Origin of the sequence: Neobacillus sp. YX16, assembly GCF_030123505.1 — a bacterium.
Taxonomy (GTDB): domain Bacteria; phylum Bacillota; class Bacilli; order Bacillales; family Cytobacillaceae; genus Neobacillus.
In genome coordinates this window covers 1,926,661-1,953,006 of the sequence record NZ_CP126115.1, presented here as the reverse complement: position 1 = coordinate 1,953,006, position 26,346 = coordinate 1,926,661, and the positions used below count along the sequence as shown (strand labels likewise).

Annotated in this window: 23 protein-coding genes; all 23 read right to left on the bottom strand. The window is 38.3% G+C overall.

The features are described from left to right. Positions 1–48: 48 nt before the first annotated feature. On the bottom strand, positions 49–1,293 hold the full coding sequence (gene dapG / locus QNH48_RS09625; protein WP_283954694.1) for an aspartate kinase: 1,245 nt from the start codon (positions 1,291–1,293) through the stop codon (positions 49–51). 32 nt (positions 1,294–1,325) lie between these two features. Continuing rightward, positions 1,326–2,384 (bottom strand): aspartate-semialdehyde dehydrogenase, encoded by a 1,059-nt coding sequence (gene asd / locus QNH48_RS09620; protein WP_283954693.1) that lies wholly within the window; start codon positions 2,382–2,384, stop codon positions 1,326–1,328. A 186-nt stretch (positions 2,385–2,570) separates the two neighbouring features. After that, complete coding sequence (gene dpaB, locus QNH48_RS09615) at positions 2,571–3,170, bottom strand: dipicolinate synthase subunit B (protein WP_095247636.1); 600 nt, start codon at positions 3,168–3,170, stop codon at positions 2,571–2,573. Beyond that, a complete protein-coding gene (dpaA, locus tag QNH48_RS09610; protein ID WP_095247637.1) occupies positions 3,167–4,069 on the bottom strand; it encodes a dipicolinic acid synthetase subunit A in 903 nt (300 codons plus the stop codon). Before dpaA ends, dpaB begins: the two co-directional genes overlap by 4 nt. A 162-nt stretch (positions 4,070–4,231) precedes the next feature. Further along, complete coding sequence (locus QNH48_RS09605; protein WP_283954692.1) at positions 4,232–4,486, bottom strand: YlmC/YmxH family sporulation protein; 255 nt, start codon at positions 4,484–4,486, stop codon at positions 4,232–4,234. A 141-nt stretch (positions 4,487–4,627) separates the two neighbouring features. Next, positions 4,628–5,866, bottom strand: coding sequence for a M16 family metallopeptidase (locus QNH48_RS09600; protein ID WP_283954691.1), 1,239 nt, complete (start codon positions 5,864–5,866; stop codon positions 4,628–4,630). A 70-nt stretch (positions 5,867–5,936) separates the two neighbouring features. Continuing rightward, entirely contained in the window at positions 5,937–6,884 is a 948-nt protein-coding gene (locus tag QNH48_RS09595; RefSeq protein WP_283954690.1) for a polysaccharide deacetylase family protein, read from the bottom strand. Positions 6,885–7,132: 248 nt separating this feature from the next. Next, positions 7,133–9,256 carry a polyribonucleotide nucleotidyltransferase gene (gene pnp / locus QNH48_RS09590; protein ID WP_283954689.1) on the bottom strand — a complete coding sequence of 708 codons (2,124 nt, stop codon included), beginning with the start codon at positions 9,254–9,256 and terminating at the stop codon, positions 7,133–7,135. A 226-nt stretch (positions 9,257–9,482) separates the two neighbouring features. Continuing rightward, on the bottom strand, positions 9,483–9,752 hold the full coding sequence (gene rpsO / locus QNH48_RS09585) for a 30S ribosomal protein S15 (protein ID WP_095247643.1): 270 nt from the start codon (positions 9,750–9,752) through the stop codon (positions 9,483–9,485). Between the two features lie 364 nt (positions 9,753–10,116). Further along, on the bottom strand, positions 10,117–11,064 hold the full coding sequence (ribF, locus tag QNH48_RS09580; RefSeq protein WP_283954688.1) for a bifunctional riboflavin kinase/FAD synthetase: 948 nt from the start codon (positions 11,062–11,064) through the stop codon (positions 10,117–10,119). Positions 11,065–11,096: 32 nt separating this feature from the next. Next, on the bottom strand, positions 11,097–12,017 hold the full coding sequence (gene truB, locus QNH48_RS09575; protein ID WP_283954687.1) for a tRNA pseudouridine(55) synthase TruB: 921 nt from the start codon (positions 12,015–12,017) through the stop codon (positions 11,097–11,099). 60 nt (positions 12,018–12,077) lie between these two features. Beyond that, positions 12,078–12,449, bottom strand: coding sequence for a 30S ribosome-binding factor RbfA (gene rbfA, locus QNH48_RS09570; RefSeq protein ID WP_095247646.1), 372 nt, complete (start codon positions 12,447–12,449; stop codon positions 12,078–12,080). Positions 12,450–12,465: 16 nt separating this feature from the next. Then, entirely contained in the window at positions 12,466–12,747 is a 282-nt protein-coding gene (locus QNH48_RS09565) for a DUF503 domain-containing protein (protein WP_283954686.1), read from the bottom strand. Beyond that, entirely contained in the window at positions 12,744–15,017 is a 2,274-nt protein-coding gene (infB, locus tag QNH48_RS09560; protein ID WP_283954685.1) for a translation initiation factor IF-2, read from the bottom strand. Before infB ends, QNH48_RS09565 begins: the two co-directional genes overlap by 4 nt. A 19-nt stretch (positions 15,018–15,036) precedes the next feature. Next, the gene (locus QNH48_RS09555; RefSeq protein ID WP_095247649.1) at positions 15,037–15,339 is read right to left on the bottom strand and encodes a YlxQ family RNA-binding protein; all 303 of its coding nucleotides are present in this window, start codon (positions 15,337–15,339) and stop codon (positions 15,037–15,039) included. Further along, positions 15,336–15,620, bottom strand: coding sequence for an RNase P modulator RnpM (gene rnpM / locus QNH48_RS09550; protein WP_283954684.1), 285 nt, complete (start codon positions 15,618–15,620; stop codon positions 15,336–15,338). Before rnpM ends, QNH48_RS09555 begins: the two co-directional genes overlap by 4 nt. A 19-nt stretch (positions 15,621–15,639) precedes the next feature. Continuing rightward, positions 15,640–16,761: a transcription termination factor NusA gene (nusA, locus tag QNH48_RS09545; protein ID WP_283954683.1), complete on the bottom strand. Its 1,122-nt coding sequence runs from the start codon at positions 16,759–16,761 to the stop codon at positions 15,640–15,642. Between the two features lie 39 nt (positions 16,762–16,800). Continuing rightward, positions 16,801–17,271, bottom strand: a complete 471-nt coding sequence (gene rimP / locus QNH48_RS09540; protein ID WP_283954682.1) for a ribosome maturation factor RimP — start codon at positions 17,269–17,271, stop codon at positions 16,801–16,803. Between the two features lie 325 nt (positions 17,272–17,596). Next, entirely contained in the window at positions 17,597–21,919 is a 4,323-nt protein-coding gene (locus QNH48_RS09535; protein WP_283955728.1) for a PolC-type DNA polymerase III, read from the bottom strand. A 345-nt stretch (positions 21,920–22,264) separates the two neighbouring features. Further along, positions 22,265–23,524: an RIP metalloprotease RseP gene (rseP, locus tag QNH48_RS09530; RefSeq protein WP_133369412.1), complete on the bottom strand. Its 1,260-nt coding sequence runs from the start codon at positions 23,522–23,524 to the stop codon at positions 22,265–22,267. A 17-nt stretch (positions 23,525–23,541) separates the two neighbouring features. Further along, entirely contained in the window at positions 23,542–24,684 is a 1,143-nt protein-coding gene (gene dxr / locus QNH48_RS09525; protein WP_283954681.1) for a 1-deoxy-D-xylulose-5-phosphate reductoisomerase, read from the bottom strand. 21 nt (positions 24,685–24,705) lie between these two features. Further along, the gene (locus QNH48_RS09520; RefSeq protein WP_283954680.1) at positions 24,706–25,494 is read right to left on the bottom strand and encodes a phosphatidate cytidylyltransferase; all 789 of its coding nucleotides are present in this window, start codon (positions 25,492–25,494) and stop codon (positions 24,706–24,708) included. Positions 25,495–25,536: 42 nt separating this feature from the next. Continuing rightward, the gene (locus QNH48_RS09515; protein WP_283954679.1) at positions 25,537–26,316 is read right to left on the bottom strand and encodes an undecaprenyl pyrophosphate synthase; all 780 of its coding nucleotides are present in this window, start codon (positions 26,314–26,316) and stop codon (positions 25,537–25,539) included. Positions 26,317–26,346: the final 30 nt, after the last annotated feature.

The following is a 26,346-nucleotide window of genomic DNA, read 5'->3' as shown; positions in this document are numbered from 1 at the left end:
AATGGCATTTTAGGTTTCAAACTACCAATTATCGTTTCCTTTACTATATTAGATATCCGTAAGTTTTGTTTCAAGTGTTTCTTCTTCCAGATGAAAGGCGTCATGCAATGCATTCACGGATTTTTTCAAGTCGTCTTGTTTCACTAGTACCCAAATGGTCGTATGGCTATCAGCAGATTGAAGAATCCGAATTCCCTTCTCAGAAAGAGCTGTAACAATTTTAGAAGTAACACCCGGTACTCCGGCAATCGCGGCTCCAACGACAGACACCTTTGCACAATGACGCTCTACCACAGGTTCATGACCTATTTCTTTTAAGACCTTTATTGCTCTTTCAGTCATTTCATCCGTAACCGTGTAAACAACACCATTTGGTGAAATATTGATGAAATCGACACTGATATTTTCATTTGCCATTGCTTTAAAAACTTCTGCTTGTAAATAGTATTGGTCTTTTTTTGCAAAAACTTTAATTTGAGTTACATTGGAAACATGTGCAATCCCCGTGACGGTTCTTTCTTTAATATCACTGCCTCGAGATTCTTTCGAAATAGCCGTAACCAATGTGCCTAAATTATCTGAGTACGTGGAGCGAATTCGAATGGGAACCTTTGACTGCATTGCTATTTCAACTGCTCTTGGATGTATCACCTTTGCACCCTGATAAGCCATGTTACATAGCTCCGTATAGGTAACCACAGATAAACGCCTAGCATTTTCAGCTATTCTTGGGTCAGCTGTCATGATGCCTTCTACGTCGGTAAAAATATCAATCCATTCTGCATTTAGAGCAGCCCCTAAAGCAGCTGCTGATGTATCACTGCCGCCTCGTCCAATTGTTGTGATGTCACCGTTCTTTGCTGCACCTTGAAATCCAGCCACTACGACCACATCATTATGTTCTAACTCTCTTAGTAATCGATCGCATTTCATTTCTACAATCTTTGCTTGTGAATGATCGTTATTTGTTCGAAACCCTGCCTGAGCCCCAGTCAAAGCAATAGCATTTATGCCATTGTCTTTCAGCATATTGGCAAAAACAATACTAGAAATGATTTCGCCACAGGATAATAGCAGGTCATGTTCACGTTTTGTAACCTTACTTTGATTACCCCCAATTAAAGAGAGAAGTGTATCTGTTGCATAGGGATCACCCTTTCTTCCCATCGCAGATACTACTACTACAACCTTATATCCATCAGCTAATGCTTTTTCGATATGTTTCTTTGCATGTTTCCTTCCTGCTTCATCCCTGACAGATGTCCCGCCAAATTTTTGAACTATCATTTTCATAGACATAAAAACCTGCCTTTATCATCAAACCATTATTTTTTTTCTTGGATTAATCCTAGCTTTATTAAGCTTTCCGCAATTTGAACTGAATTCCAGGCAGCACCCTTTAGTAAATTATCAGAAACAACCCACATGTGGAAACCACGACTCTCATTTAGATCGTTACGAATTCGTCCTACAAACACATCATTACTTCCTACACAATTTGCAGGCATTGGATACACTTGATTCTCTGGGTCATCTTGTAAAACAACACCTGGTGCTGATTTTAATAATTCCTTAATTTCATTTGCACTGACGTTGTCTGCTTCAATTTCAAAATAAACAGATTCAGAGTGACCCACAGCTACAGGTAATCTTACACAAGTTGCGGCAACAGGCAGCTCTGGCAAATGCATAATCTTTTTAGTTTCATTAATCATTTTCATTTCTTCAAAAGTATAACCGTTATCTTGGAACTTATCTATCTGTGGGATAGCATTAAAGGCAATCTGATAGTGGTTCTTGTCACCTTTAACAGGTAATATCTTAGGTTCTATTGTCTCACCATTAATAATAGCTTTTGTTTGATTCTGTAACTCCTCAATTGCTACGGCTCCTGCACCTGAAACTGCTTGATAGGTGGAAACAATCACTTTCTTTAGACCATATTTTTGTCTAATTGGTTCTAATGCTACAACCATTTGGATGGTTGAACAATTCGGATTTGCAATGATACCATTATGATTGTGCAGATCATCTTCGTTAACTTCAGGAACAACAAGCGGAATTTCTTCATCCATTCTAAATGCACTTGTGTTATCTACTACGATTGCTCCGTATTTTACTGCTTCTGGAGCAAGTTCTTTTGATATATTGCCGCCAGCCGAGAATAAAGCAATATCGACTCCCGCAAAGCTTTCAGGCTTTGCTTCCTGAATCGTATGCTCAACTCCATCAATCGTAACTTTTTTACCAGCTGAACGAGCAGAAGATAGTAGAGTTAATTTTCCAATAGGGAATTTTTCTTTCACTAATGTTTGGATCATTTGCTGCCCAACTGCTCCTGTTGCACCTACAACAGCCACATGATAACCTTTTGATTTCTTCATATTCTAGTACCCCTCTCAATCTTTCATCTATAATTATTGGTCATTTCTGTTTCGATGGTTTAGAAATCAGAAAAGATTAATATAAATTCTCATCAGTGAGATAATAGGTCTCACTGATGAGTGAATTATAAATATATTAACATATTCCTTAAAAGAAATAACCATATTTGACGAAAGGAGTGAGAATTAGTCTGTATCCCTATATCTTTCCACCAAAACAGGCTGAATTTGCCTGCCTTCAATTGCTGCTTCAACCGTTTCCATTAACATCGGCATTCTTGCTACCATCGAATTAGGCTTATTTTTCGGATCATCTTGCCCATATGGGATAAAATATATATTTTTTGTTGCCATTAATCTCATTAAATTAACTCCATTTAATCCCAATGCATCATTTGTAGATATTCCGAGTACTACTGGTTTTAAATTTCTCAATGTTGCTTTTGCAGCCATTAACACCGGACTATCATTCATTGCATTTGCAAATTTACTCATTGAAACACCCGTTAATGGGGCAATAACCATACAGTCTAAAGGAATTTTCGGTCCTAATGGCTCTGCTTTCACGATTGAATCGATCGCTCTGTTACCTGTTAGGTCCTCTATTCTTTGAATCCAGTCCTCCCCTTTACCAAAACGTGTTTCTGTATTTTTGACTGTAAAAGTAACGACTGGTAAAACCTCAGCACCTGCTTGAACCAGTTTCTCGATTTCTGGAAATACAGCGTCATACGTACAATGAGACCCTGTTAAACCAAAGCCTATTTTTTTTCCTTTTAAACTCATTTTATTATCCCCTTTCGCTTACTTAAATCATCTTGAAGCAATTGGGCCAGAACATTGGCTAATATTTGACCAGCTGTTTTTGGCGCGACAATTCCAGGTAACCCTGGCGCAAGCAGTGCTTTTATACCTCTTTTTTCTGCATACCTAAAATCTGTTCCACCTGGTTTTGAAGCTAAATCAATAATCAAAGTATGAGTAGGCATTTTAGAAATAACTGATGCAGTTACAATTAATAACGGAATAGTATTGATTAAGATATCTGTATCCTTCACCTGCTGTTCTATTTCGTTTAAATGAAATGGCGTTAAACCCATTTCCGTAATTCTTGCAAGATGTTCTGTTTTCCTGGCACCGACCTTTATTTTTGCTCCAAGCGCATGGAACGTTCTTGCTACACTCATCCCAACTCTTCCTAAGCCTAATACCGTAATATTTGAGCCATGAATCGTGAAATCAGTATGCTGGATGGCCATCATAATTGTTCCTTCTACAGTCGGAATAGAATTGTAAATTGCCACATCGTCCCTTTCAAAAAGCTGTACAAGCGGACGATTTGCTTCCTTTGTAATACCGTTTAAAAAAGTATTACTAATTCCGGAGTAAATGGTACAATGTTCAGGTGTTTTCAAAAGCATTTCGGCTGTTAATATTACCTTTTCATTCGAAAAGATTGTTTCAACATGCCCTTCTAAATTAGTACCGGGTACCGGTAAGATTAAGGCATCCATATTTGAAAAATCGACTTCATCCAACTTTTCCTTAACAGCGCCTGTAAACGCGTGGTCAAGCTGCTCGAAGCCAATTAAAGATAATCTGGCATCTAACTCGGTTAACTTCCGGATAATTTCCAGCTGTCTTGCATCTCCACCGATCACGGCTATCTGCATCCCTGTCAGCATGAAATCATTCACCTTCTTTTCAAAAAATCCAAGCAGAAGTCTTTTTCTTCTTATCACTTCAACATCTTATGTAAGAGTGAATGAATCTGTGAGTTTTCCATTTACAGATAAATAAAAAAGCCCAAGCAAAATTTTATTTGCTTGGGCTTTTTTACCTAATCGTTATTCTTCAACCTTTTCTCCTTCATGTACATCAATAATGATCATATCAGTTCCTATTTTTTTTATATGCTGCCATGGTACTCTTATTTCCCCGCCTTGTTTTCTAAATCCAAACCACTTTACGGACGGAATCAACAAGGCTTGTATTTGCCCGGTGCTCTCGTCGATTTCAAGGTCTGTTTGACCAAGAACTCCCAACCGCTCTGCCTTTTTCACATCCACTATTTCTTTCCCGCTTAATTCACTTAGCCTCATTATAATGAACTCCTCCCTCTACACTCTTTACTTAAGTTTATCGATGGAAGTCCTAAATTAGACTAAGAAAAGTGGAAGCGCCCTAGCGGCATGTGCTAGACACAAAAAGAAAAAACAGTTCAGAGTGAACTGTTTCTTCTTTTAGATTAAAGTTTTAGGTAATTCCCCATTGGGACTAATTAATGAAACTGAGTATTTGTCTGTAAAAACAGATGTCGCCATCCCATTTACACTTTGTTTGGTAACTTGGTCAATTTGCTCAATAATTTCATCAAGAGATCGGTGACGCTTTAAGAGAAGTTCATTTTTACCGTTTCGACTCATCCTGCTATTCGTACTTTCTAAGCCTAACATCAAACTTCCTTTTAACTGTTCTTTACTATTATTTAATTCTTTATCTGTAATTCCATCTTGTTTTAACTTTTCAAGTGTTTCTTGAATTGTTTCGTATAACACATCAAGCTGCTTAGCCCCTGTACCACCGTATACGGTCACAACTCCATTATCCTGATACGCGGAATGATAAGAGAAGACTGAATAGGCTAAGCCTCGCTGCTCACGAACTTCTTGGAACAATCTGCTGCTCATAGAGCCGCCTAAAATATTATTTAAAATGATTAAGCTATAGACATCTTCATGTCCAATCTTTAATCCTTCAAAACCAAGACAAAGATGAGCTTGTTCTGTTTCTTTCTTTCGTGATAATCGATTGGATTGAAAGACTGGAATATTTTCAAGTGTAGCACTATTTCCACCTTCATAGGACCCAAAGTATTTTTCAACCTCTAGAATAAATTTATCTGAAACATTCCCTGCAATAGAGATGACAACATTTTCTGGTGTGTATCGATTATGGATATAATCCTTTAGAGTCGCACTTGTAAATGTATTTAAGGTTTCTTCTGTCCCCAATATCGGATATCCAAGTGGATGATCTCCATAAATGGCACGGCTGAGTAAATCATGGACAATGTCATCTGGAGTATCATCATACATTTTAATTTCTTCAAGAACGACATTTCTTTCTTTATTTAACTCTTCTTCAACAAAGGTCGAATTGAAGAACATATCAGCTAAAACATCTAATGCAAATTGTGCATGTGTATCCAGTACTTTAGCATAGTAGCAAGTGTATTCTTTGGAGGTAAAGGCATTCACTTGACCGCCAATACTATCAAATGATTCTGCTATTTCCTTCGCTGAACGATTTTTCGTTCCTTTAAAAAACATATGCTCTAAAAAGTGCGAAATACCATTCGTTTGGGGATCTTCATTTCTTGAACCAGTGCCAATCCAGACTCCAATTGCCACAGATCTCACTGTTGGAATATTTTCTAAAACAATTCTTACTCCATTTTTGCAAGAATATTTGTTAATCATCAAAATCCTCCTGTCTATAGAAAAGCGAAAAATTAGCTATTTCCTTTATTATCTGGATACTCTGTTAAATTTATTTCATAATTCTTTCTTCACTCATTAAATCACTTACCGTACCTAATCTTAATCCTTTTTCTTCAATAAGTGTTATTAGGGTGTCTAATGATTTTGCGGTAGATTCTGTTGGATGCATGAGTACCATTGAACCATTACTAATTTTAGAGATAACTCGATTAATTAGTTGGTCTGGTGATGGCTTTTGCCAATCTATGGTATCTACTGTCCACATAACTGTCTTCATCTTGAATTCGGCTGCGATTGTAACGGTTTCATCCCGGTAACTGCCGCTGGGAGGTGCAAACCAAATGCTTTTTTTCCCCGTTGCTGCTTCAATTACTTCATTTGTATTGTTTAATTGCTCCCTAATCTGTACTGCTGATATTCTTTTCATGTCAGGATGTGTGTAGGAGTGATTCCCAACCTCATGTCCAGCACTCACTATCATTTTTGCCAATTCAGGATTATTTTTCACCCATCTTCCCTCAAGGAAAAAACTTGCTTTAACTTGGTGCTTTTTTAGGGCAGCAAGAATTTCAGGCAAATATTCATTTCCCCAAGCTACATTTATGATGAAGCTGACCATTGGTTTATCAGGGTGGCCTCGATAAATGGGAGAAGGGGATAAATCGCTAAGATGTACGGATGGTTCAGTTTGTTTATAAACTAATTTTTTTTCATCGAACGTGCCAATTTTCTTCATGTTTTTATATGAGGCTTCAATATCGACAGTTATCCCATTATAACCTGGAATCGCTTTCCATACTCTATCAATTTTAGCATTGGAAGGCGGTATTTCATATGTAGAAGCATTTTTTACAATACTTTGATATAGCGGATCTTCTTGCTTTCCCACAGTTAGCGCGTTTCCTTTAAGTGTGGCAACATATGTATCTACAAGAGGATTGTTAACAGAAAACCACGCAGCTAGAAATAAGAAAGCTATCAAACTTAACTTCTTCATTTACCTTCCCCCTTCATACAAAATATATGAATATTAGGGACAAGGTAGAACTAAAAGCGAAAGCGCCTCGCACAGGGGCGACAGGCATAAGACGAGCCGTCAAGAAGGTTGCTCTTTAACCTTCTTGACGGATTGGCTTATGACCCCGAGCCCCTAGGCGCTGTAGCTAGATAGAACAAGATACATCTAACATGGAAAAAGTCAGGGTTCCCCCTGACCTTTCCTATTTCACTTTTGACGAATATGACTTATTGTTGTTTCTCAGCTTCAGCCTTTTCACGTTGTTCCTTTAATATTGCTTTACGTGATAAGTTCACACGACCTTGTTTATCAATTTCTGTAACTTTCACTAAAAATTCGTCACCAATTTTAATGACATCCTCCACTTTTCCAACTCGCTCTTCAGCCAATTCAGAAATATGGACAAGTCCATCTTTACCAGCGAAAATTTCGACAAACGCACCGAACTTTTCAATACGTTTGACTTTTCCAAGATACATTTCGCCAACTACAACCTCACGAACGATATCTTCAATAATTTTCTTTGCTTTTTGATTCATTTCCTGATTTGTAGAGGCAATAAATACTGTTCCATCTTGTTCGATATCAATCTTAACACCAGTTTCCTCAATAATTTTATTGATTTGCTTACCGCTTGGCCCAATAACATCACGGATTTTATCTGGGTTAATTTTCATTGTTAAGATTTTTGGAGCAAATTGTGAAAGCTCGGTTCTAGGCTCAGCAATAGTTGCCAGCATAGAATCTAAGATATGCATTCTGCCTTTTTTAGCCTGTTGCAATGCTTCTTCAAGGATTTCACGGGAAAGACCTTTAATCTTAATATCCATTTGAAGGGCTGTTACTCCCTTAGCCGTTCCTGCAACTTTGAAATCCATATCGCCAAGGTGGTCTTCCATACCTTGAATATCAGATAAAACAGTGTAATAATCACCTGATTTAACAAGTCCCATCGCAATCCCAGCAACTGGAGCTTTAATTGGAACACCTGCATCCATCATCGCTAGCGTACTAGCACAAATACTTGCTTGAGAGGTTGAACCATTTGATTCCAGTACCTCAGAAACAAGACGAATCGTGTATGGAAAGTCCTTTTCAGATGGCACAATTGGTTCTAATGCCCGTTCTCCTAGAGCGCCATGTCCAATTTCACGGCGGCCAGGTCCACGGATTGGTCCAGTTTCGCCAACACTAAATAATGGGAAGTTGTAATGGTGCATAAAACGTTTTTCTTCCTCAATACCTAATCCATCTAGAATTTGAACATCGCCCATTGCACCTAAAGTACAAATACTTAATGCTTGAGTTTGTCCACGTGTAAACAATCCTGAACCATGCGTACGCGGCAGGATACCTACCTGTGAAGATAAAGGACGTATTTCATCGATTTTTCGACCATCTGGACGGATTTTCTCAACTGTTATTAAACGGCGAACTTCACCTTTAACAATTTTATCTAATATTTGTTTTACCTGCTTCAAGTCATCGGCTGTTGCTTCATTCTCTTCGAACTTTGCGAGTACTCGATTTTTCACTTCTTTAATGGCATCTTCACGAGCATGTTTTTCTTGAACCTGAATCGCAGCCACCATATCCGTTTCGCACATGTCTCTAACTTCAGCTTCTAAATCTTTATCAAGTTCATAAAGAATAACTTCTCTTTTTTCCTTGCCTGCTTCAGCCATAATTTTTTCTTGGAATTCAATGAGACGTTTGATTTCTTCATGTCCATACATGATAGCTTCTAGCATTACTTCCTCAGATACTTCATCTGCGCCAGCTTCAACCATGTTAATTGCATCCTTAGTACCAGCAACGGTTAAATGAATGTCACTTTTTTCAGCTTGTTCTACGTTTGGATTAATTACAAACTCTCCGCCAACTCTACCAACGATTACACCAGCAATTGGTCCTTCGAATGGAATGTCAGATGTACATAATGCTAAAGAAGATCCAAACATCGCTGCCATCTCTGAAGAACAATCCTGGTCCACACTCATAACAATGCTGATAACTTGGACATCATTACGGAAACCATCAGCAAAAAGCGGGCGAATTGGACGGTCAATTAAGCGACTAGCTAAAATAGCTTTTTCACTCGGACGACCTTCCCGTTTAATAAAGCCTCCAGGTATTTTCCCCACTGCATATAATCGTTCCTCATAGTTACATGTTAATGGAAAAAAGTCTAAGTTTTTTGGTTCTTTTGAAGCTGTAGCTGTACTTAAAACTGCCGTATCTCCATAACGGACCATTACAGCTCCATTTGCTTGTTTGGCTAGTTGTCCAATTTCAACAGTTAATTTGCGTCCAGCCCAATCCATGGAATACTCATGTTTCGTATGTTCCATATTCTTACCCCTCTCTATCCAAATCACTTTAGAGGATAATGCGAATTAATATCGCTCTAATCATCTAATATAAAAAAAGCGTTTTACGCTTATGTTATCAATACAAATATACTATTAGTATGCACAAATTTTCGCGTCTTAAAATATGTATATAAGATTTTGTGGTGCTCGTATGATTTCTTTTTTTAACCTAACAAAAAAGCGGGAAAAATCCCGCTTCTTTTGATTATCGACGAAGTCCAAGCTTAGTGATTAATACACGGTAACGTTGAACATCTTTATTACGTAGGTACGTTAATAGATTACGACGCTTACCAACCATTTTCAACAGACCGCGACGTGAGTGGTGGTCCTTTTTGTGAGTACGTAAGTGCTCATTCAAATTGTTGATTGATTCAGTAAGGACAGCGATTTGAACCTCTGCAGATCCAGTATCGTTATCATGAGTTTTGTACTCAGCGATAAGTTCATTTTTACGTTCTTGTGTGATTGCCATCCTATTCACCTCCTAAATTTCATATCCCCTGTTACTGAGCAAGCGTCGGTGACTCGACTTGCCAAGCAAAGGTTATTTTTAATACGTTAATAAGAATACAACGTTTCTGGTCAAAAAGCAAGTTATTACCTAAGAAAAGACTATTATTCGCAATTATTCGGTAAGTGTTTGTCGATTTTATTAGACGCGTTAAATAGGGTCTGTTGATAGTAACGAAAGGCACTTCGCTTTCCGCGGGCGGTTCGGAGAGCCTCCTCGACGCTAAGAGATGAGCGGGGTCTCCCCTGCCCCGTCCCTCCCGCAGGATCGAGGAGTCTCGTGCCTTCCGCGCAAATCAACAGAGTGCCAAAATTAACACTCCGCTTTAACACTGTCTTTTATTAAAATAATCAATAGCATTCTGTTTGTCTTTTTCAATTTGGGATACTAGTTCTTCGATTCCGGAGAATTTTTGTTCTTTACGCAGGTATTGATGCCATTCAACGACTACTACCTGACCATAAATATCCTTGTTAAAGTCAAACACGTGCACTTCAACTGACACCCTTAAAGCTTCCTTATTAAAGGTTGGTTTGTAGCCTACATTGCATACACCTTCGTACCAGTCTTCACCTATCCTGATTTTTACAGCATAAACACCAAGCGGAGGTAAAATATATTCATCGTTAGTTTCAACATTTGCAGTTGGAAACCCTATCGTTCTTCCTCTTTTATCTCCATGAACAACAATACCTTCTGTCATATAAAATCTTCCGAGTAATTCTGGCAGCTCCGCGGTTCTTCCATCTTTTATATATTGACGAATTCGCGTTGAACTTACTTTTTCATTCCCACTGGTTAATTTTTCAACAATGGTGAAAGTAAACTTTTCTCTAGAATGGAAAGGCAAGACCTCCATAGTTCCTTTTCCCATCCGACCGTATGAGAAGTCAAATCCTGCAACCACATGTTTTACATTTAAGTCAATCACGAACTGATCGATAAATTCTTGTGGCAGAAGGTTTGCAAATTCTGTTGTAAAATGGACAATGAAAAGATAATCAATGCCTAATTCCTCAATAATTTTTATTTTCTCTGCTAAGGGCGTTATGTATTGAACATGCTTATCATTTTTCCTTAAGACTACCGATGGGTGAGGGTCAAAGGTCATGACTGCAGTGTGGAGTCCTTTTTGATGTGCTTGTTTTTTGGCCTCAAGAATTACCTTTTGATGACCAAGATGAACACCGTCAAAATAACCAAGTGCCATGGCTAATGGAGGTATTTCAGTTTTATCTATATTTAATGGGAATTTTAGCTTTATTACTTCCAATTGAAACTCACCTTTTCTTAACAGTAACCTTTTTAACCTTGATCATTACGCAAGACTTTAACTGGTTTTAAGAGCCCTGGCTTGTTCGGATGTACCGAATAAATGGCAAGAGCATTTCCCTCTTCCGTTTGAGCGATAATAGGTCCGTTACTATTTATTAAATAATCTGGTATTGGTAAAAGTGCGCCATTTTTCACTTTCTCTGCTACTTTATCATTTATTATGTATTTCGGCAAATGAGAAAGTGCCATTTCTAAGGGTCTTAAACATGTTGAAATAGTACCTGTTTCCATTAACTTTTCTATTTGTTCAAACGTCAGGCAATCATCAATTGTAAATGCAGCGGATTGGACTCTAATTAAATTTGACATATGTGCCGGGTATCCGAGGCTTTCCCCAATCATTACGGCTAATGTCCTAATATAGGTTCCCTTACTGCAGCTTACTCTAAATCGAAAAGAAATGGTTTCTCCTGAAAACTCTTCTCTTTCATCAAGCAACTCTAACCTATAAATGGTAACTTTTCTCGTTGGACGTTCCACTTCAATTCCTTTGCGGGCATATTCGTATAAACGAGTTCCATTTACTTTAACTGCAGAATACATCGGGGGAGTTTGCTCGATTTCACCTGTAAAGGATTCAAGGACTTTAAGTATTTCCTTCCTGCTAAAGGTATCAACAACCTTTTTCTCCTCAACCTTTTCTCCGGAAGCATCTTCGGTTGTAGTGGAATACCCAAGGGTTACTTCGCCTTCATAGCTCTTTCCGGCGTCAGTTATGTATTCAGCTACTTTTGTTGCCTTCCCTATACAGATAGGAAGCACTCCAGTCACATCTGGGTCAAGCGTTCCCGTATGACCCACTTTTTTTGTTTTTAATATTTTCCTTAATCTAAATATACAATCATGCGACGTTAGCCCAGCCGGTTTATATAAAGGTAAGATTCCTTCCACCCTTGGTCACTCCAATTCTATTTTGTATCGAAAAAAAAGGATAGACATTTGTCTATCCATTTATTCTTCTTCATTTTTTTCTATGCTTCTTTCTTCATGGTGCAATTGGTGAATAAGAGAGTTAATTCGATTTCCGTAATCCATTGACTCATCCCATTCAAAAAGGATTTCAGGAGTTTTGCGTAAGCGAATACGATGTCCAATTTCAGTTCGGATAAATCCTTTCGCCTTTGCAAGACCTTTAAGTGTGTTTTCCTTTTGTTCTTCATCGCCCAAAACAGAAATATATACTTTTGCTTGTTGTAGATCTCCTGTTACTTGAACATCCGTAACTGTCACAAATCCGATCCGGGGATCCTTAATTTTTCGACCTATGATGTCACTTAGTTCTTTCTTCATTTGTTCTCCAACACGATTTGCTCTGTGGCTCATCACTTCACCTCTTAACTTAAAGCCATTCTATATCGGTGATCGTTCTTTCTATTTCAGGAAAGGAATCAATTAATTTAAGTGCATTTTGCAGTTCCAGTTCAGTCATTACCCTGTTAGATGTTACCGCAACGATGGCTATTTTCGTCCTTTGCCATACGTCCTGATAGCCAACTTCTGAAACCGATACATTAAATTTTTGTTTCAACCTGGTAAGAATACGCTGCAAAACAGCACGTTTATCTTTCAATGAATGTGCATCATAGATAATACATTCACAAAGTGCTAAACCTACAATCATTTACGCTCAATTTCTTCCATTACGTAAGCTTCAATAATATCTCCTTCTTTTACATCATTGAAGTTTTTAATGGTAATACCACATTCGTAACCTTGTGCAACCTCTTTGGCATCATCTTTAAATCGTTTTAATGCATCAATATTTCCTTCAAAGATAACAACCCCATTACGAATTAAACGAATTCCGCTATCACGGGTAATTTTTCCGTCTGTTACATAAGAACCAGCAATGGTTCCAACCTTTGAAACTTTAAAGGTTTGACGAATTTCCGCTTGACCAATTACTTTTTCTTTAAATTCAGGATCAAGCATACCTTTCATAGCAGCTTCAATTTCTTCAATAACCTTGTAAATAATACTGTGAAGTCGAACGTCGACCTTTTCTTGCTCAGCTGCGCGTTTCGCATTTACATCAGGACGAACATTAAAGCCAATCACAATCGCATTTGAAGCAGAGGCAAGAGTAATATCCGACTCATTAATGGCACCAGCACCACTATGAATAATTTTGATATTAACACCTTCAACGTCAATTTTTTGCAGTGAAGCGGCCACGGCTTCAGCCGAACCTTGAACGTCTGCTTTTAAGATGATATTTAAATCCTTCATCTCACCCTGCTTTAACTGTTCAAATAAATTATCTAGGCTGACGATTGATTTCTCACCACGCTGCGCTGCCAATGCTAGCTGTGCACGTGCTTCACCGACTTGACGAGCTGTTTTCTCATCGTCAAATACAACGAAACGATCACCAGCTTGTGGAACATCACTTAAGCCTGTAATTTCAACAGGTGTAGACGGTCCAGCTTCTTTCACACGGCGTCCAAGGTCATTTACCATTGCACGAACACGACCATACGTGTTCCCTACAACAATAGGGTCACCTATTTTCAGTGTACCATTCTGAACGAGCAAGGTAGCCACTGATCCACGGCCTTTATCTAGTTGTGCTTCAATTACTGTTCCAACTGCTTTACGATTAGGGTTTGCTTTCCATTCTTCCACTTCACTAACAAGTAGAATCATTTCCAACAGATTATCGATTCCTTCTCCTGTTTTCGCGGATAGTGGAACAAAGATTGTATCGCCGCCCCAAGCTTCAGAAACTAATCCGTGCTCGGTAAGTTCTTGCATAACACGATCGGCGTTAGCAGCTTCTTTATCCATTTTATTAACCGCCACGATAATTGGAACCTCTGCAGCCTTTGCATGATTAATTGCTTCAACTGTTTGCGGCATTACACCATCATCAGCAGCTACTACTAGGATAGTGATATCCGTGATTTTCGCACCACGTGCACGCATCGTCGTAAAGGCAGCATGTCCCGGTGTATCAAGGAATGTTATCTTTTTACCGTTTTCAACAACCTGGTAAGCACCAATATGCTGAGTAATTCCCCCCGCTTCACCTTCTGTTACCTTTGTATGACGAATGGAATCAAGCAAAGTGGTTTTACCATGGTCAACGTGACCCATAATGGTAACTACAGATGGTCTTTCTACAAGGTTTTCGGATTCATCTTCTGTAAAATAAACTTCAAGGTCGGTTGTATCGATTTTAATTTCCTCTTCAACCTCAACCCCATATTCGCTCGCGATTAATTCAATTGCATCTTTATCTAATACCTGATTAATTGTCGCCATAACTCCCAGTAAAAATAGCTTCTTGATAATTTCAGAAGGTTCACGGTAGATTTTCTTAGCAAATTCTCCAACAGTCAAAGAATCACTAAATGTTATCTTAGCTGGAAGATCTTTCACTTTCCTTACTTGTGGCTGTGCTTGTTGAACCGGTGTATGGTTCTTTTTCCGGTTGTTATTATTATTGCGATTTTGATTATTATTATTAAAAGGTTTTTTATTCCCTTTTCCAGCGCTGAAAACCTTATTTTCCTTAGATTGGAATTGTTGATTTTGCTTTTTAGTGTCAGCCGTTTTTGGTGGAGAGGCCACTTTCACCTTGCTTGGTGTAGTAGTTTTTGCGTCGTCATCCTCAAAAGCTTTTGGACTTGTTTTACTTTGCACTTGTGGTTTAACTCCCTGCTGCTGTGGATTCTGATTCTGGCGATTTGGCTGTTGTGGTCTAGCTTGCTTTTGCCCAGGATTGCTTTGGTTTTTATTATAGGTTGCATCTAACTTTACAACTGCAGCATCCTCAATTGTTGCCATATGATTTGAAACTTCTATGTTCATTTCTTTCAGTTTAGTGATTACATCTTTACTTGAAATATTGTGTTTCTTTGCGTACTCATAAACACGTATTTTACTCATATTTTCACCCCCGCTAGAATTAATCGAGCAACGTCATCAGTTTTTTTGCAAATCCATTATCCAGTACAGCTACAACTACGCGGGCTTCTTTGCCAATCGCTTGGCCTAGAAGGTGGCGATCTTCCACTAGTTTATAGGGAACTTCGTATGACTTACATTTATCTGTAATTTTTTTTGTCGTATTTGCAGATGCATCTGCCGATAATAAAACGAGCTTTGCTTTTCCGCTTCGAATCTCCTTAACAGAAAGCTCCTCACCCGAAATGATTTTCCGTGCTCGATTGGCTAAGCCAAGTAACGACATCCATTGATTTGTATTCATATAGACTGCCTGTTTTCCTTTTCTATCAAATCCAATAGTTCATCATATAATGATTCATCTATAGTAACCTGTAAATGATTAGATAAGGTATTTTTCTTCTTGGCTAGTAGGACTGCTTCTTTGTCCTTAGAAAGGTAGGCACCTCTACCCGACTTTTTCCCAGTTAAGTCGATAGAAACTTCCCCTTCTTTTGAGCGAACGATGCGAACGAGTTCTTTTTTCGGCTTCATTTCACCGGTTGCGACACACTTCCGCATAGGAACTTTTTTACGATTGTTCACAATCCATTCACCTCATTTATTATTCCTTTTCTTCTTCTTCGTTAAAGTCAACATCTACTTGATCATCAAAAAGTCGAATCATTTCTTCACGTGGATAGATTCCTAGTTCACGTGCTTCTGTTTCAGATTTGATATCTATTTTCCAACCTGTTAACTTCGCTGCAAGGCGGGCATTTTGTCCACGCTTCCCAATTGCTAGTGAAAGCTGATAGTCTGGTACAACAACAGTTGTCGCTTTTTCAGCTTCATTTACCATAACATCTAAAACTTTAGATGGGCTTAAAGAATTTGCAACAAAGATGACGGGATTGTCAGACCATTTAACAATATCAATTTTTTCACCTTTTAATTCATTCACAACGGCTTGAACCCTTGTACCTTTTGGACCTACACATGATCCAACTGGGTCAACTTCATTGTTATCCGAATGAACAGAAATTTTCGAACGGTCTCCTGCTTCACGAGCAACAGATTTAATCTCAACTGTTCCATCATATATTTCTGGAACTTCAATTTCGAACAATCGCTTGAGCAAGCCAGGATGTGTTCGTGAAACGAAAATCTGAGGACCCTTTGTTGTTTTCTCTACTTTAGTAATAAAAACCTTTATACGGTCATGAGGTTTATAACGCTCATTTGGCATTTGTTCATTTACAGGCAGCAGCGCTTCAATTTTTCCAAGGCTGACATAAATAAACTTCGAGTCAAGCCTTTGAACAATTCCTGTCATGATATCTTCTTCACGATCGATGAACTCAGAATAAATAATTCCTCTTTCAGCTTCCCTAACCCTTTGTGTAACCACTTGCTTAGCTGTTTGGGCAGCAATTCTGCCGAAGTCCTTAGGTGTTACTTCCATTTCAACTACATCTTCAACAACATAGTTTGGATTTATGTTTCTTGCATCTGCTAACGATATTTCAAGTCGAGGGTCAAAAACCTCATCCACTACTTCTTTCCTTGCAAATACTCTCATTGAGCCAGATTGCAAATTCAAATCAATCCGAACATTTTGGGCTTGGTTGAAATTACGTCGATAAGCCGATACAAGTGCAGCTTCAATCGCATCAATTAAAACATCTCTAGAAATGCCCTTTTCTCTTTCTAGTATCGTAAGAGCATCTAATAATTCGCTGCTCATTTGATTATATCCCCCTATCCATTATATATTTATCTTTCATTATGAAAAAATAACTGCTAGTCTTGCACTAGCCACTTTTTCAAAAGGAATTTCAATTACTTTTTTACGGGTTTTGATTTTCATCTCTACTTTTACTGTTTGCCCGTCATAATAAAGTAATTCCCCTTCAAAACCTTTTTCACCGTCAATCGGCTCGTATGTTTTAATGAACACATTTTTACCAATTGCCTTTTCAAAATCTTTTGCTTTTTTAAGCGGTCGTTCTGCACCTGGAGAAGATACCTCAAGAAAATAATTTTGGGTTATCGGGTCAAGCTCATCGAGTTTTTCACTAAGCCGTTCACTGACATTGCCACAGTCCTCTATATCAACACCGTTTTCTTTATCAATATATACGCGCAGAAACCAGTTTTTCCCTTCTTTAACAAACTCGATTTCCACCAATTCTAATCCAAGCTCCTGGATAATTGGCTGCGCTAGCTCTTCTACTACTTCCGTTACTTTGCTCATGTTTAACCTCCTTTACCGACATGCTCACCCATATTATTGGTAATTCACGGAAAGTTTTATAAATAACTCTTCAAAAAAAACTGTATACAAAAACGAAAGAGCGGGTTTCCCCACTCTTGAACACGAGAGTATTTCTTAGTATTTCCAATAAAACTATACCATAACCAAATTTTATATGCAAACACCCAATAGCGGAAGCGCCTTGCTCAGGGGCGACAGGCATAAGACGAGCCGGCTGGAAGGTCGCTCTTTACCTTTCTGACGGATTGGCTTAGACCTGAGAGCCTTAGGCGCTGTAGCTTGACGTTAATCTAAGTTAGAAAAGCTAGAATAGGGATAACTGGTTTTGTTCTGGTAATGAACCTAGACAACCTAGTTTATCTAAATATTCTAGAATAGTTTTTGACACTTTACCACGTTGCTGTAAATCTTCTTTAGAAAGAAACTCTCCATCTTGTCTTGCCTTTATAATATTATAAGCGGCATTTGTTCCAAGTCCCGGTATGGAGTTAAATGGAGGGATTAATGAATTTCCTTCAATGATGAACTCAGATGCATCTGATTTATACAAATCGTAATTTTGGAAAGTAAAACCCCTTTCCGTCATTTCCAGTGCTAGTTCAAGGACTGTTAACAGGTTCTTTTCCTTGTTTGACGCCTCAAGTCCCTTTGCATTAATTTCTTCAATAATTGCCCGAATAGATTCAGAACCACGTGACATTGCTTCAATATCAAAGTCTTCGGCACGAACTGTAAAATAGGCTGCATAGTATAACAACGGAAGATGAACCTTGAAATAAGCAATTCTAACTGCCATTAACACGTATGCGGCTGCGTGGGCCTTTGGAAACATATATTTAATCTTTTTACAAGAATCAATATACCATTCAGGCACTTCATTTTTACGCATTTCCGCTTCCATTTCGTCTGTGAGGCCTTTCCCTTTACGTACAGATTCCATTATTTTAAAGGCAAAAGATGGCTCTAATCCTTGGTAAATTAGGTAGACCATAATATCATCCCGGCATCCAATTACTTCACTTAGGTTACAGGTTCGGTTATGAATTAATTCTTGTGCATTTCCCAGCCATACGTCTGTTCCATGTGATAAACCAGAAATTTGGACTAATTCCGAAAAAGTTGTAGGTTTTGTATCTTCTAGCATTTGACGAACAAAGCGTGTACCGAATTCTGGTATCCCAAGGGTACCGGTCTTACACATTATTTGCTGTTCAGTAACACCTAATGATTCTGTACCGCTAAAGATTTTCATTACTTCTGGATCATCAGTTGGAATGGTTTTAGGATCCATACCGCTCAGGTCCTGCAGCATTCTGATCACCGTTGGATCGTCGTGACCAAGTATATCTAGTTTTAAAACATTATCATGAATAGAATGGAAATCAAAATGAGTCGTCTTCCATTCTGAATTTCTATCATCAGCAGGAAACTGAATTGGTGAAAAGTCATAGACATCCATATAATCAGGAATAACAATGATACCGCCAGGATGCTGACCAGTTGTCCTTTTTACACCTGTACAGCCTGATGCAAGTCTTTCTATTTCTGCCCCGCGTAATTGTAAATTATTGTCCTGTTGATAGGCTTTAACATAGCCGAAGGCTGTTTTATCTGCAACAGTACCAATCGTACCCGCACGAAAAACATTATCTTCTCCAAAAAGAACCTTTGTGTAGTTATGTGCCCGCGGCTGATACTCTCCTGAGAAATTCAAATCGATGTCGGGAACCTTATCCCCTTTGAAGCCAAGGAAGGTTTCAAACGGAATATCGTGTCCGTCTTTTTTGTACTTTCCGCCACATTGCGGGCAATCTTTATCAGGTAAATCAAATCCAGATCCCACCGAACCATCATTGAAGAACTCTGAGTGCTTACAGGTTGGGCAGACGTAATGTGGAGGTAAAGGATTTACCTCTGTAATCTCTGTCATAGTGGCAACTAAGGAAGAACCAACTGAACCACGTGAACCAACAAGATACCCATCATCCAAAGATTTTTTTACAAGCTTATGGGAGATCAAGTAGATTACCGCAAATCCATGGCCGATAATACTCTTCAATTCTTTTTCAAGGCGTGCCTCAACGATTTCCGGAAGTGTTTCTCCGTAAATCTTCTTTGCCATTGAATAACTCATTTCTCGCATTTCTTCATCTGCGCCTTCAATTTTCGGAGTGTATAGGTCGTCTTTAATCGGCTTAATAACGTCAATCATATCAGCTATTTTGTTTGTATTCGTTATTACAATTTCTTTTGCCTTTTCTCCTCCAAGGAATGAAAACGCAGCAAGCATTTCATTTGTTGTCCTGAAATGGACATCTGGTAGTTTGTGACGATTTAGCGGGTTCGCTCCACCTTGAGAGTTAACTAAAATTTTACGGTAAATCTTATCATTCTCATTTAAATAATGGACATTACCAGTTGCAACAACAGGAATCCCTAATTTATCGCCAAGCTTTACAATATTACCAATAATATCTTCTAGTGCCTTTTCATCACGAACAAGTTCCATCTCAATCAATGGAGCATTGACTTCCTTTGGCATTACCTCAAAGTAATCATAGAATTGTGCATAAGCTTCCACTTCATCTGGAGATTTTTGCATCATCCCCTCGAATACCTCTCCTTTATTACAGCCGGAACCAACAAGAATCCCTTCTCTGAATTTTTGAAGAATGGACCGTGGCAGCCTTGGTACTCTATAAAAATATTCAATATGAGCAATGGATACAAGTTTAAATAAATTCTTCAAACCCACTTCCGTTTGTGCCAGTAAAGTACAATGATAAGGGCGTGCTCGCTGATAAGCATTTCCCTTTCCCATGTTATCGTTAAATTGATCATGGTACTCTATTCCTTTTTCAGAAGCATCCTTTAGCATTTTCAACAGTAAATACCCTGTAGCTTCTGCGTCATAAATGGCTCTATGGTGCTGGGTTAATTCGATATCAAATTTCTTCGTTAATGTATTTAAACGATGATTTTTCATTTCTGGGTAGAGGAATCTACCTAGTTCAAGGGTATCAATTACTGGATTTTTTGCCTTTTCAAGGCCAATGTTTTTATAGCCTACATTAAGAAATCCCATATCGAAGGATGCATTGTGTGCAACCAGGACACCGTCTTCTACCCAATCATGAAACCTTTGGATTACCTCTCCAACTTCTGGTGCATTTTGGACCATATCGTCCGTAATCCCTGTTAAATTGATGGTTGTTGCTGATAGTCGATGATGCGGATTCGCAAATGATTCAAACCGGTCAATAATTTCCCCATCTCGTATTTTTACTGCCGCTAGTTCAATAATCGTGTCATATACGGCTGAAAGACCTGTCGTTTCAACGTCAAATACAACAAATGTATCTTCTGCTAGTAGACGGTGGGCGTCATTATAAGTAATTGGAACACCATCATCTACAAGATTTACTTCAACACCATAAAGAATTTTAATATCATTTTTCTTTCCAGCGCTATACGCCTCAGGAAAGGATTGTGCAACAGCATGGTCTGTAACTGCAATCGCCTTATGACCCCACTTCTTCGCTTGAGCAATGAGCGCTCCTACAGGAGTGACAGCATCCATTGAGCTCATTGGAGTGTGAAGGTGCAGTTCTACTCTTTTTTGATTTTCAGGGGCCGTATCCTTACGGCCAGCAGGTTTAATTTCATTTATATCATTACCAATCATGACTAAATCACGTACAAATGTATCATTTTGGATACTGCCTCTTACTCTTACCCACATTCCTTTTTTGACGAGCTGGTAAAGGGCTGCATCTTCTTTGTCGCGAGAGAACATCTTAACCATAAGCGAGCTGGTGTAATCGGTAATTTTAAATGTTAATAGCGTACGGCCACTTCTAAGTTCCCTTGTCTCAGCATCAAAAATAAACCCTTCAACGGTGACTCTGCGTTCTTCATCTACAATCTCAATCATACTTCTTAGGTCTTGATCATCCTTAATGGTTAGCCCGATTGAAAGAGGCCCTTCTGGAACAGATCCACCAGCATCTTTCTCAGCTTCTTTCTTTTGTAAATCTGCCAAGGCCATCAGTCCGCGTTCCTGATCCTCTTTTTGTTTCGCTATTAAGAATTGTTGATATTCGTCATTCTTTTCACCGCTCTGAATATCAGTTTCAACCGTTAAGCTTGGAAATCCATATGACTGATAAAGACTGGTAATCAGAGATCCATATTTCCTTTTTAAGGCCATTCCTTCTGTCTCATTTCGCACTGATACCGTTAACTTATTTCCGCTAAGTACCGGCACCTGTTCATTTAGTAATTTTAACATTGGCGGTGAGATGCCATCGATTTGCTGAATACTATAATTCCAATACTCCAGAAACAAATCGGGATGAAAGCTTGGATTTTCTACTTTTAAATCATAGGAAATCTTTGCAATAGTAGAAAACTTTCTTTCAAGCTGCGTAGTAAAACGAAGAAATAAACTAAAAGGAAGAATTTTTTCTAATAAAAATTGGAAATGCCATTTACGTGACTTTTTTTCTACTATAAATCTTTCAATTTGAGCATTTTGAAATTGTGCTACTACAGCGTCCTCTTTTAATTCTAGTTGCTGGAGCAAGAGTAAGAATCGCTCTTTTTTGCCAGAGGCATGTTCGCTCATCATTCCCTCTCCCATCTATATATTGTCTAGCTTCAGCGCCTAGCCCCTCTATGGTTTACAGCCAATCACTTCTGGAAGGCAAAAAAACGCCTTCCGTCAGCGCTTGACTTATGCTTGTCGGGGCTGAACACAAAGGAAACCTCCTTTGATACTCTTCGCTGGAACAAGCTGTGCTTGTTCCGAAGGCACTTCAGCTTTTCGTTAAATCTCTAATTTATCTATTATCAAAAAGTAATTATATCATATGATACCTAATCATTCGGCTTATTTCGACAGAAAAATAAAACCAAAAAAGTAAATAAAAAAAGGTTCGCCAGGGAACCTTTTCTCAACTTTCAAATGTACTTACAAGAAAAATCTTTGGATATCATTCCAAGTAACAACCAGCATAAGGAGCATTAAGAGAGCAAATCCAATAAAATGGACCATTCCTTCCTTATGACGATCTATCGGCTTTCCTCTTACTGCTTCGACTGCAAAGAACATTAGCCTTCCGCCATCTAGTGCTGGGATTGGCAGGAGATTCATGATTCCTAGGTTAATACTTAAAATAGCTGCCCACTTCATCACATAGTAAATTCCTGATTGAACTACTGTATCAGTGGAAGCATATATTCCAACAGGCCCAGAGAGCATGTCAATTGAGAACTGACCAGTAACAAGCTGTCCAAGCATGACAAAAATTTGCTTTGTCCAAAAATAAGTTTCAGTAAAACCAGCAGTAATGGCTTTTAATGGTGATTTTTCTATTGGGCTGTAAACTCCAATTAGACCTATCTTTTCTCCTTCAACACTTTGCTCTTTCGGAGTTACGGTAATTTCCTGTTCTTTTCCATCACGGCTTATAGAAAAATCAAGTGTTTCATTAGGATTTTCTCTGATAATTTCTACGACATCAGACCAGCTTGAGATTTCAGCGCCATTGATACTTTGGACTATATCTCCTTCTAATAATCCCGCTGCATTCGCAGCGCCATCAGGCGTAATTACACCTAATTTCGGCTCGTTAGTAGGAACACCTTGTAAAAAGGCAATTATAATGAACAAAAAGAATGCCAAGACGAAATTCATCATCGGGCCAGCAAAAATGGCCATGGTTCTCTGAGGCAGCGTTTTTGAAGCAAACTGACGATCATAAGGGGCCAATTGTGTTTCTACCCCATTTTCAACCGTAACAGCAGTCGGACTTATCGGAAAAGTTTGCAAGCTTTCTTCCTCATCCTCTGGGTATCCCTTAATGAACAGTTTATGTTCAATATCAGCATACTCTACTTCCACAATTCGACAATCTGGATACTTTTCTTTATTGTTCAAAATGATTTTATTTACGTTATTCTCTTTGTCAAACAAAAGCCCGATTCTGTAACCAGGTTTTAGTTCCACAACCTCAGGATCTTCACCAGCCATCCGAACAAATCCACCAATTGGCAGTAACCTAATTGTATACGTAGTTTCCCCTTTTTTATGAGTGAAAACTTTTGGTCCAAAGCCGATTGCAAATTCGCGGCACAAAATACCTGCTCGTTTCGCAAAAACCAAATGGCCTAATTCATGGAAAAATACTAGTGCACCAAAGATAACGATAAAGGCAATAACTGTAGTCAAACTAAAAACCACCTTTTTTATAGAAGTGAATTTACAAATTGTCTTGTTTCTTTGTCCACCTCTTGAATAATGGATAAGTCAGGATTTTTTATTAATTCGTGTTTATTTAATGCCTTCTCAATCATATCTTCAATTTGTAAGAAACTAATCTTTTCATTTAAAAAAGCAGCTACAGCAACTTCATTTGCTGCATTTAAAACTGTAGGCAGTGTTCCGCCTTGTTTGCCAGCCTCATAAGCAAATTTCATACAGCGAAAACGATTTGCGTCCATTTCCTGGAAATGCAATTGTCCAATTTCAGCTAAATCTAACCTTTGAGAGGAAGTTAGGGGTAACCGGTCAGGATAAGAGAGTGCATATTGGATCGGTACTCTCATATCTGGTGTTCCAAGCTGTGCAATTATGCTGCTGTCATGAAATTCTACCATTGAATGAATAATACTTTCTTTATGAAGCAGTACATCAATTTTTTCATAGGGCATGTTGTACAGCCAATGAGCCTCAATCACCTCAAGCCCTTTATTCATCATGGTTGCGGAATCTATTGTTATTTTTGCTCCCATTGACCAATTGGGATGATTTAAGGCTTCTCTAACCGTAACTCCTTCTAACTCTTTACGAGTCCGGTCACGGAAGCTGCCGCCAGAAGCAGTCAAAATCAATCTTTCTATATTCTTATCCTTTTCACCCTGTAAGCACTGAAAAATAGCAGAATGTTCACTGTCCACTGGAAGTAATGCCACTCCACTTTTCTCCGCAGCCTCCATAACTAGATGACCCGCCGTAACAAGTGTCTCTTTATTGGCAATCGCAATGGTTTTTCCCGCTTCAATTGCATGTAAGGTAGGGTTCAAACCAATACTTCCAATCACAGCATTTACTAGGATATCCGTTGAAGGATATACTGCAGCTTCTATGAGGCCCTCTTCACCAAAGGTAAATTTAGTATTAGGAAACTCTGCTTTTAATGTATTACAGTCTTGGTACTCTTGTACAGAAACTAGCTCTGGCTTAAATTCATGTATCATTTTTCGGGCTAAATCTAAATTTTTCCCTATCGAAATGGCAACTAATTTAAAATCAGATGGGTGTTCACGAAGTATATCTAAAGTTTGAGTGCCTATCGAGCCTGTAGCACCCAAAATGCAAATCTTTTTCAAAGAAAATTCAACTCCCTAACTCTACCATAGATGAAAAAAGTGTAATAATGGCAAAACGAATAATAGACTATCGAAACGGTCAAGGATTCCCCCATGACCTGGTAATATATTTCCAGAATCCTTCACATTAAAATGCCGTTTGAACGCAGATTGAACCAGATCACCAATTTGTCCAAAAATAGAAAGGACAACAGTTATCGCCATTAATGTAAATATTGTTGCATTGATTTCAGAAAATATAGCAAACAATATAGCAACAATTAAGGCTGAAACTACTCCGCCTATGGATCCCTCAACTGTCTTATTAGGACTTATTTCAGGCCAAAGTTTCGTTTTCCCTGTAGCTTTACCGATAAAATAAGCACCTGAATCAGTTGCCCAAATCATGAATAATGAGTAGAAGATATAGACGATACCTGCATCACGCGTCTCAATAAAGAAATAAAATCCTATTCCCACATAAATGGCAGACAAAATCGAAAAACCAGCATCTTCGAAGGTAAATCGGTTCTTTGTTATCACGGTATATGCCAATAGCAAAAGGATAAAAGCAATACCAAGTTCTGTTTTTGTATAAATAAAAGTATTTACTATATCACTATACTGCTCTGGAAAAAGCATAACCCAGAGAAATAAAACAGTCAGCAATCCATGAACAGAAAAAATACTAAGTTTTTTCATTTTTAATAACTCATACAATCCCACAGTTGCCAGGAAATATGTTAAAAGGACAAAAGGCAGTCCACCATAAAAAACAATTGGTAAAAATAAAGCAGCTGCTACAACTCCTGTAATGATTCTTTGCTTCATCTAAGATTTCAACACCTTTATAGTACTTGAGAGAGATAAACTTTAGATACCGCCAAAACGACGTTGACGGTTTTGATATACTTCAATTGCTTCAACTAGATGTTTTTCTTTGAAATCCGGCCATAATACATCCGTAAACCAAAACTCCGTATATGCTAATTGCCACAACATGAAATTACTTAGCCTGATTTCACCACTCGTACGGATTAATAAATCCGGGTCATTGAGGTTAGAAGTCATCAGGTATGAGGAGAAAATCTCTTCGTTTAACTCGCTCTCTTTTAGTATTCCACTTTTATAATCATTTAAGACTTTTTTGGCCGCATCAATAATTTCGGATCGACTGCCATAGTTAAGTGCAAAGTTTAATACAAGTCCATCATTATTCTTTGTTTCCTCAATCGCTCTTTCAATTGCATTTAATGTATGTACCGGAAGTTGATCTTTATACCCCATCATCGTTACTTGAACATTTTCTTCAATTAATTCAGGCAGAAAGGTTCCTAAAAACTCCTCTGGAAGCTTCATTAAATAGTCCACTTCATTTTTTGGCCGCTTCCAGTTTTCAGTTGAAAAAGCATATAACGTAAGTGTTTTAATTCCAAGGTTGTTGGCTAACTTCGTTATCTTACGCACGACCTTCATACCTTCATGATGTCCGGCAATTCGTGGCAAGGCTCTCTTCTTAGCCCAACGTCCATTGCCATCCATAATAATCGCAACATGTTCCGGTACCGGCAATTTTTTAATCTTTTCTATATTTTCTCGGAGTGTGGAAGAGTTATTGTTTTGATTCTTCCAAAGCCTTATTTTATTAAACATAACATTGCTCCTCCAAATTAAGATAATCAT

What these genes read in the sequence shown, in the direction of transcription:
- dapG (WP_283954694.1), bottom strand. Translation starts at nt 1,293, where the DNA reads ATGAAAATGATAGTTCAAAAATTTGGCGGGACATCTGTCAGGGATGAA.
- asd (WP_283954693.1), bottom strand. Translation starts at nt 2,384, where the DNA reads ATGAAGAAATCAAAAGGTTATCATGTGGCTGTTGTAGGTGCAACAGGA.
- dpaB (WP_095247636.1), bottom strand. Translation starts at nt 3,170, where the DNA reads ATGAGTTTAAAAGGAAAAAAAATAGGCTTTGGTTTAACAGGGTCTCAT.
- dpaA (WP_095247637.1), bottom strand. Translation starts at nt 4,069, where the DNA reads ATGCTGACAGGGATGCAGATAGCCGTGATCGGTGGAGATGCAAGACAG.
- QNH48_RS09605 (WP_283954692.1), bottom strand. Translation starts at nt 4,486, where the DNA reads ATGAGGCTAAGTGAATTAAGCGGGAAAGAAATAGTGGATGTGAAAAAG.
- QNH48_RS09600 (WP_283954691.1), bottom strand. Translation starts at nt 5,866, where the DNA reads ATGATTAACAAATATTCTTGCAAAAATGGAGTAAGAATTGTTTTAGAA.
- QNH48_RS09595 (WP_283954690.1), bottom strand. Translation starts at nt 6,884, where the DNA reads ATGAAGAAGTTAAGTTTGATAGCTTTCTTATTTCTAGCTGCGTGGTTT.
- pnp (WP_283954689.1), bottom strand. Translation starts at nt 9,256, where the DNA reads ATGGAACATACGAAACATGAGTATTCCATGGATTGGGCTGGACGCAAA.
- rpsO (WP_095247643.1), bottom strand. Translation starts at nt 9,752, where the DNA reads ATGGCAATCACACAAGAACGTAAAAATGAACTTATCGCTGAGTACAAA.
- rbfA (WP_095247646.1), bottom strand. Translation starts at nt 12,449, where the DNA reads ATGAGCCACAGAGCAAATCGTGTTGGAGAACAAATGAAGAAAGAACTA.
- QNH48_RS09565 (WP_283954686.1), bottom strand. Translation starts at nt 12,747, where the DNA reads ATGATTGTAGGTTTAGCACTTTGTGAATGTATTATCTATGATGCACAT.
- infB (WP_283954685.1), bottom strand. Translation starts at nt 15,017, where the DNA reads ATGAGTAAAATACGTGTTTATGAGTACGCAAAGAAACACAATATTTCA.
- QNH48_RS09555 (WP_095247649.1), bottom strand. Translation starts at nt 15,339, where the DNA reads ATGAATACAAATCAATGGATGTCGTTACTTGGCTTAGCCAATCGAGCA.
- nusA (WP_283954683.1), bottom strand. Translation starts at nt 16,761, where the DNA reads ATGAGCAGCGAATTATTAGATGCTCTTACGATACTAGAAAGAGAAAAG.
- rimP (WP_283954682.1), bottom strand. Translation starts at nt 17,271, where the DNA reads ATGAGCAAAGTAACGGAAGTAGTAGAAGAGCTAGCGCAGCCAATTATC.
- QNH48_RS09535 (WP_283955728.1), bottom strand. Translation starts at nt 21,919, where the DNA reads ATGAGCGAACATGCCTCTGGCAAAAAAGAGCGATTCTTACTCTTGCTC.
- QNH48_RS09520 (WP_283954680.1), bottom strand. Translation starts at nt 25,494, where the DNA reads ATGAAGCAAAGAATCATTACAGGAGTTGTAGCAGCTGCTTTATTTTTA.
- QNH48_RS09515 (WP_283954679.1), bottom strand. Translation starts at nt 26,316, where the DNA reads ATGTTTAATAAAATAAGGCTTTGGAAGAATCAAAACAATAACTCTTCC.